This window comes from uncultured Lutibacter sp., assembly GCF_937891065.1.
Taxonomy (GTDB): Bacteria; Bacteroidota; Bacteroidia; order Flavobacteriales; family Flavobacteriaceae; genus Lutibacter.
The window spans coordinates 1-5,547 of the sequence record NZ_CALAEQ010000062.1 but is presented as its reverse complement, the minus strand read 5'-3'; the positions used below and the strand labels follow the sequence as shown (position 1 = coordinate 5,547).

Annotated in this window: 5 protein-coding genes; 3 read left to right on the top strand and 2 right to left on the bottom strand. The window is 29.9% G+C overall.

Translation table 11 applies throughout. The features are described from left to right. Positions 1–121 precede the first annotated feature (121 nt). A complete protein-coding gene (locus tag Q0352_RS03810; protein ID WP_299523889.1) occupies positions 122–529 on the bottom strand; it encodes a thioesterase family protein in 408 nt (135 codons plus the stop codon). A gap of 166 nt (positions 530–695) precedes the next feature. Here Q0352_RS03810 and dnaA point away from each other — a divergent pair, with 166 nt between their 5' ends. The 3 genes from dnaA to Q0352_RS03795 are packed head-to-tail and all read left to right on the top strand — an operon-like array spanning position 696 to position 3,303. Then, positions 696–2,123, top strand: a complete 1,428-nt coding sequence (gene dnaA, locus Q0352_RS03805) for a chromosomal replication initiator protein DnaA (RefSeq protein ID WP_299523887.1) — start codon at positions 696–698, stop codon at positions 2,121–2,123. 9 nt (positions 2,124–2,132) lie between these two features. Then, a complete protein-coding gene (locus tag Q0352_RS03800; RefSeq protein ID WP_299523884.1) occupies positions 2,133–2,594 on the top strand; it encodes a low molecular weight protein-tyrosine-phosphatase in 462 nt (153 codons plus the stop codon). After that, positions 2,587–3,303 (top strand): SAM-dependent methyltransferase, encoded by a 717-nt coding sequence (locus Q0352_RS03795; protein ID WP_299523881.1) that lies wholly within the window; start codon positions 2,587–2,589, stop codon positions 3,301–3,303. The genes Q0352_RS03800 and Q0352_RS03795 overlap by 8 nt, the downstream gene beginning before the upstream one ends. A 59-nt stretch (positions 3,304–3,362) precedes the next feature. Here Q0352_RS03795 and gcvP read toward each other — a convergent pair. Further along, on the bottom strand, positions 3,363–5,547 hold a 2,185-nt coding region (gene gcvP / locus Q0352_RS03790; protein WP_299523878.1), incomplete at its 5' end, for an aminomethyl-transferring glycine dehydrogenase.

Here is a 5,547-nt window from a genome sequence, read left to right as displayed (position 1 = left end):
ATTGAAATTAAAAATCAAGTAATGAATTTAAATTGTGAGTATTTAATTTCAATTCGTAAAAAAAAAGCAGCTAAAGTTGAAAAATTATTTACAGATTTAAGATGTTTAAAAATTAAAGAGGTCAAACATTAGCTTCAGCTAATTTTTTTAATAGATATTCAGGTGCTCTGGTAGGTTTTTTTGTGATAGAATTTATAAAAGCTAAAGTCACATTGGCAGTTGTTAAAAGTTCGTTGTTTTGATCGTAAATTTCAAACTCAAATTTTATTTTAACTAACGGTTTATTTACTAAGGTAGTTTTAAGTGTCAATAGATCATCGTATTTAGCAGGTTTTTTGTAATTTATATTTAGACTAATTACAGGTAACATAATGCCGGTTTCTTCCATTTTTTTATAGGAAATGCCTAATTTTCGAAGCCATTCAATACGTCCCATTTCTAAGTATTGCGCATAGTTTCCGTGATATGCGAAACTCATTTGATCAGTTTCACCATACCTAACTCTAAATTCAATTTTATCTGAAATCATTTTGTTTATTTTAATATTGTTATCTTACGTAAAATAAAATTAATAATCAACTACATTAAATTTTTTTATACTAAAATTTATTCACATTTTTGTAAAGCTAAAAAATTACAAAATAAGTAGTTTTTTTATTCGGCTAATTTAACTTAAAAATATTTCAATAACAATAATGACAACTACTGCATCATCAGTTTGGGGAGAATGCTTATCTTTTATAGAAGATAATATTAAGCCGCAAGCATATAAAACTTGGTTTGAGCCTATTAAGCCAATAAAATTATCTGGTGAGGCACTAACAATTCAAGTTCCAAGTAAATTTTTTTATGAATGGCTAGAAGAGCATTATATTAAGTTATTAAGAGTTGCATTAGTAAAACAGTTGGGTGAAGATGCTAAATTGATTTACGATGTAAGAATGGAAAATAATTACAGTAGTAGTAAACCACATACTGTAAAAATTCCAAGTTCAAATAGAAATCCATTGAATCCTCAAGGAGTAACTGTTCCTTTAGATTTTAATAAGCGTGAATTAAGAAATCCTTTTATTATTCCTGGAATTCAAAAAGTTAAAATTGAATCACAGTTAAATCCTAATTATAATTTTGATAGCTTTATAGAAGGTGATTCTAATAGATTGGCTCGTTCTGCGGGTATGGCTGTAGCAAATAAACCTGGAGGAACTTCATTTAACCCATTATTAATTTATGGTGGAGTTGGTTTAGGAAAAACGCATTTAGCACATGCTATTGGAGTTCAAATTAAAGATAAATACCCAGATAAAACTGTTTTATATATTTCGTCAGAAAAATTTACTCAACAATTTATTGATTCTGTAAAAGGGAATACTAGAAATGATTTTATTCATTTTTATCAAATGGTTGATGTATTGCTTATTGATGATGTTCAATTTTTATCTGGAAAAACTGGTACTCAAGATGTTTTCTTCCATATTTTTAATCATTTACATCAAAATGGGAAGCAAGTTATTTTAACTTCGGATAAAGCACCAGTTGATATGCAAGATATTGAGCAACGCTTACTTTCAAGATTTAAGTGGGGATTGTCTGCAGAACTTCAAGTACCTGATTATGAGACAAGAGTTTCAATTTTGCAAAATAAACTATATAGAGATGGTGTTGAAATGCCAGAAGAAATTATAGAATATATCGCAAAACATATAAAATCAAATGTTAGAGAATTGGAAGGTGTATTAATCTCTATGATTGCGCAAGCTTCATTTAATAGAAAAGAATTTACCTTATCTTTAACAAAGCAAATTGTAGATAAATTTGTTAAAAATACCAAACGTGAAGTTTCTATAGATTATATTCAAAAAATAGTATCTAAGTATTTTGAATTAGATGTAGCAACTTTACAATCTAAAACTCGTAAAAGACATATTGTTCAAGCCCGTCAATTAGCTATGTATTTTGCTAAAAGAATGACAAAAGCTTCTTTGGCAAGCATTGGATCTCAAATTGGAAAAAGAGATCACGCTACAGTGCTTCATGCTTGTAAAACTGTTGATAATTTGACAGAAACAGATAAGCAATTTAGAAAATATGTTGACGATATAACACAAAAACTTACTTTTTAACTTATAATAATGACCAAAATATTAATGGTATGTCTCGGTAATATATGCCGATCTCCATTGGCAGAAGGTATTTTAAAATCTAAAGTATTTGGATTTAAAACTACAATAGATTCTGCTGGTACTGGAGATTACCATACGGGTACAAAACCAGATATACGTTCTATAAATATTGCTAAAATAAATAATATAGATATTACAGATCAATCAGCAAGACAATTTGTAATAGAAGATTTTGATAAATTTGACTTAATTTATGCAATGGATAATTCAAATTATGAAAATATTGTTAGGTTAGCAAGAAATGAAAATGATAAATCTAAGGTGAAACTTATTTTAAATGAAGTTTTTCCTGGTGAAAACCTAGATGTTCCTGACCCTTATACTGGTGGTAGTTTTGGATTCAAAAATGTGTATATGATGTTAGATGAGGCTTGTGAAGTTATAGCAAAAAAAATTAATCAAAATGGATAATCAAACAGGAAAATTGTACTTAATTCCAACTACTTTAGGTGATACAGAACCTTTAGAGGTACTTCCTTTATCTGTAAAAAAAATTATTGAAGAATTAGATTGCTTTATTGTTGAAAATGAAAAAACAGCGCGAAGATTTATTAAGCAAATTACACCTAGAAAATCACAACCGTCTTTAACTATTTTAAAATTAGATAAATATGCAGATCAACTTGAGGTGAGATCTTATTTAGATGTTTGTTCTACGGGAGTTTCAATAGGATTACTTTCAGAAGCAGGTGTTCCTGCAATTGCTGATCCAGGTGCAGAAATTGTTAAGCTAGCTCATGAGAAAGGAATTAGAGTAATTCCTTTAGTAGGTCCTTCATCTATTATTTTAGCAATGATGGCTTCAGGTTTTAACGGTCAAAATTTTGCGTTTAATGGGTATTTACCAATTGATAGTTATGAAAGAAAAGCTGCAATTAAAAATTTAGAAAGATTATCTAAAGATAAAAATCAATCTCAAATATTTATAGAGACACCATTTAGAAATGATAAAATGCTTGCAGATTTAAAGAGTACCTTAACACCAACTGCAAAACTATGTGTAGCTTGTGATATTACTTTACAATCTGAATATATTAGAACTTTAGATATTAAGGATTGGAAAAATGAAAATCCAGATTTACATAAAAGACCAACTATCTTTATAATTCATAAAGAATAAAAAAAGGGTTAAACAAAAATGTTTAACCCTTTTTACTTAAAAAATATTTATAACTTGTTTTATTCTTCAATATAATCTTCAATAGGATTACAAGAGCATATTAAATTACGATCTCCATAAGCATCATCAACTCTTCTAACTGAAGGCCAAAACTTATTTTCTTTTATATAGGGCAATGGAAACGCAGCTTTTTGACGAGTATATGGATAACTCCATTCATTAGCAGTTAACATTTCTTCAGTATGAGGTGAATTTTTTAATGCAGAATTAGTATCTCCACTTTCCATAGCCTCAATTTCTCCTTTTATGCTAATTAAAGCATCACAAAAACGATCTAATTCAACTTTATCTTCACTTTCGGTTGGTTCAATCATTAAAGTACCAGCTACTGGAAATGAAACAGTTGGTGCATGATAGCCATAATCCATTAATCGTTTAGCAACATCAGTAACTTCAATACCTTTAGCTTTAAATTCTCTAAAATCAACAATCATTTCGTGTGCAGCAAAACCATTTTCACCTGCATATAGAATTTTATAATGTTTTTCTAAACGAGCTTTTATATAATTTGCATTTAATATAGCATGGATAGTGGCTAGTTTTAAACCATTAGTACCAAGCATTTTAATGTAACCATATGAAATTAATAATACTAAAGCCGATCCCCAAGGAGCTGATGAAACAGCTGTAATTGGAGTTTCTCCTCCAGTTGGAATTATAGGATTTGAAGGTAAAAAAGGAGCTAAATGTTTAGCTACACAAATAGGACCAACTCCAGGACCACCACCACCGTGTGGAATTGCAAAAGTTTTATGTAAATTTAAGTGACACACATCTGCACCAATGGTCGCAGGATTTGTTAAACCTACTTGAGCATTCATATTTGCACCATCCATATAAACTTGTCCACCTCGCTCGTGAATAATTTCAGTAATTTCTTTAATGGTACTTTCAAATACTCCGTGCGTAGATGGGTAAGTTACCATTAAGGCAGCTAAATTGTCTTTGTGTAATTCTGCTTTTTCACGTAAATCATCTAAATCGATATTTCCTTTTTCAGTAGATTTTGTAACAATTACTTTCATTCCAGCCATTACTGCAGAAGCAGGATTTGTACCGTGAGCCGAAGAAGGTATTAAACAAATGTTTTTATGGCTGTTGCCTTGAGATTCGTGATAAGCTTTAATAACTAATAACCCCGCATATTCTCCAGATGCTCCAGAATTTGGTTGTAATGAAGTTGCGTAAAAACCAGTAATTTGATTTAATGAAGCTTCTAAATCTTTAAAAACTTCTTGGTAGCCTTGTGCTTGATCAATTGGTACAAAAGGATGCATACTTCCCCAATTTGACCAGCTTAGTGGAAGCATTTCAGTTGCAGCATTTAACTTCATAGTACAAGAACCCAAAGAAATCATAGAATGATTTAAGGATAAATCTTTTCGTTCTAATTTTTTGATATAACGCATCAGTTCAGTTTCTGAATGGTAATCTTCAAAAACTTTATTTGTCATAAAGTTTGATGTACGTTTTAAATTTTTAGTAATTTTATTTTCTTCTATTAATGATAGTGTAACAGTTTCTATTCCTTCTGCTTCTGCTAAAATTGAAAGAATTTCATTTACATCTTTCAAATTAGAAGTTTCATTAATAGAAATATTTACTATATTTTTAGATGGATAGAAAAAGTTAACTTCATTTCTTTCAGCAATTTCTTTAACCTTAGAATCATTTGAAACTTCAATAGATAAAGTGTCAAAAAAAGAACCATTTAATTGTACTAAGTTTAACTTCTTTAATCCTTTGTTTAAAGTAGCTGATAAATTTTGAATTTTATTTGCAATATAAATCAACCCTTGAGAGCCATGATAAACGCCATACATCCCGGCCATTACAGCAAGTAAAACTTGGGCAGTGCAAATATTTGAAGTTGCTTTTTCACGTTTAATATGTTGTTCTCGAGTTTGTAATGCCATACGCAAAGCACGGTTTCCATCTTTATCTTGAGTAACGCCAATTATTCTTCCTGGAAGTAAACGTTTATATTCTTCTTTTGTAGCAAAATAACCAGCATGCGGACCACCATAACCCATTGGAATACCAAAACGTTGTGTAGTTCCTACAACAACATCTGCTCCCCATTCACCAGGAGGAGTTAAAATAGCTAAACTTAATAAATCAGCAGCAACTGCAATTTTAGCTTCAACAATTTTTGCTTTTTCAACAAATGCTGAATAATCATAA

Coding starts and splice junctions, on each gene's coding strand:
- Q0352_RS03810 (WP_299523889.1), bottom strand. CDS start 529: ATGATTTCAGATAAAATTGAATTTAGAGTTAGGTATGGTGAAACTGAT.
- dnaA (WP_299523887.1), top strand. CDS start 696: ATGACAACTACTGCATCATCAGTTTGGGGAGAATGCTTATCTTTTATA.
- Q0352_RS03800 (WP_299523884.1), top strand. CDS start 2,133: ATGACCAAAATATTAATGGTATGTCTCGGTAATATATGCCGATCTCCA.
- Q0352_RS03795 (WP_299523881.1), top strand. CDS start 2,587: ATGGATAATCAAACAGGAAAATTGTACTTAATTCCAACTACTTTAGGT.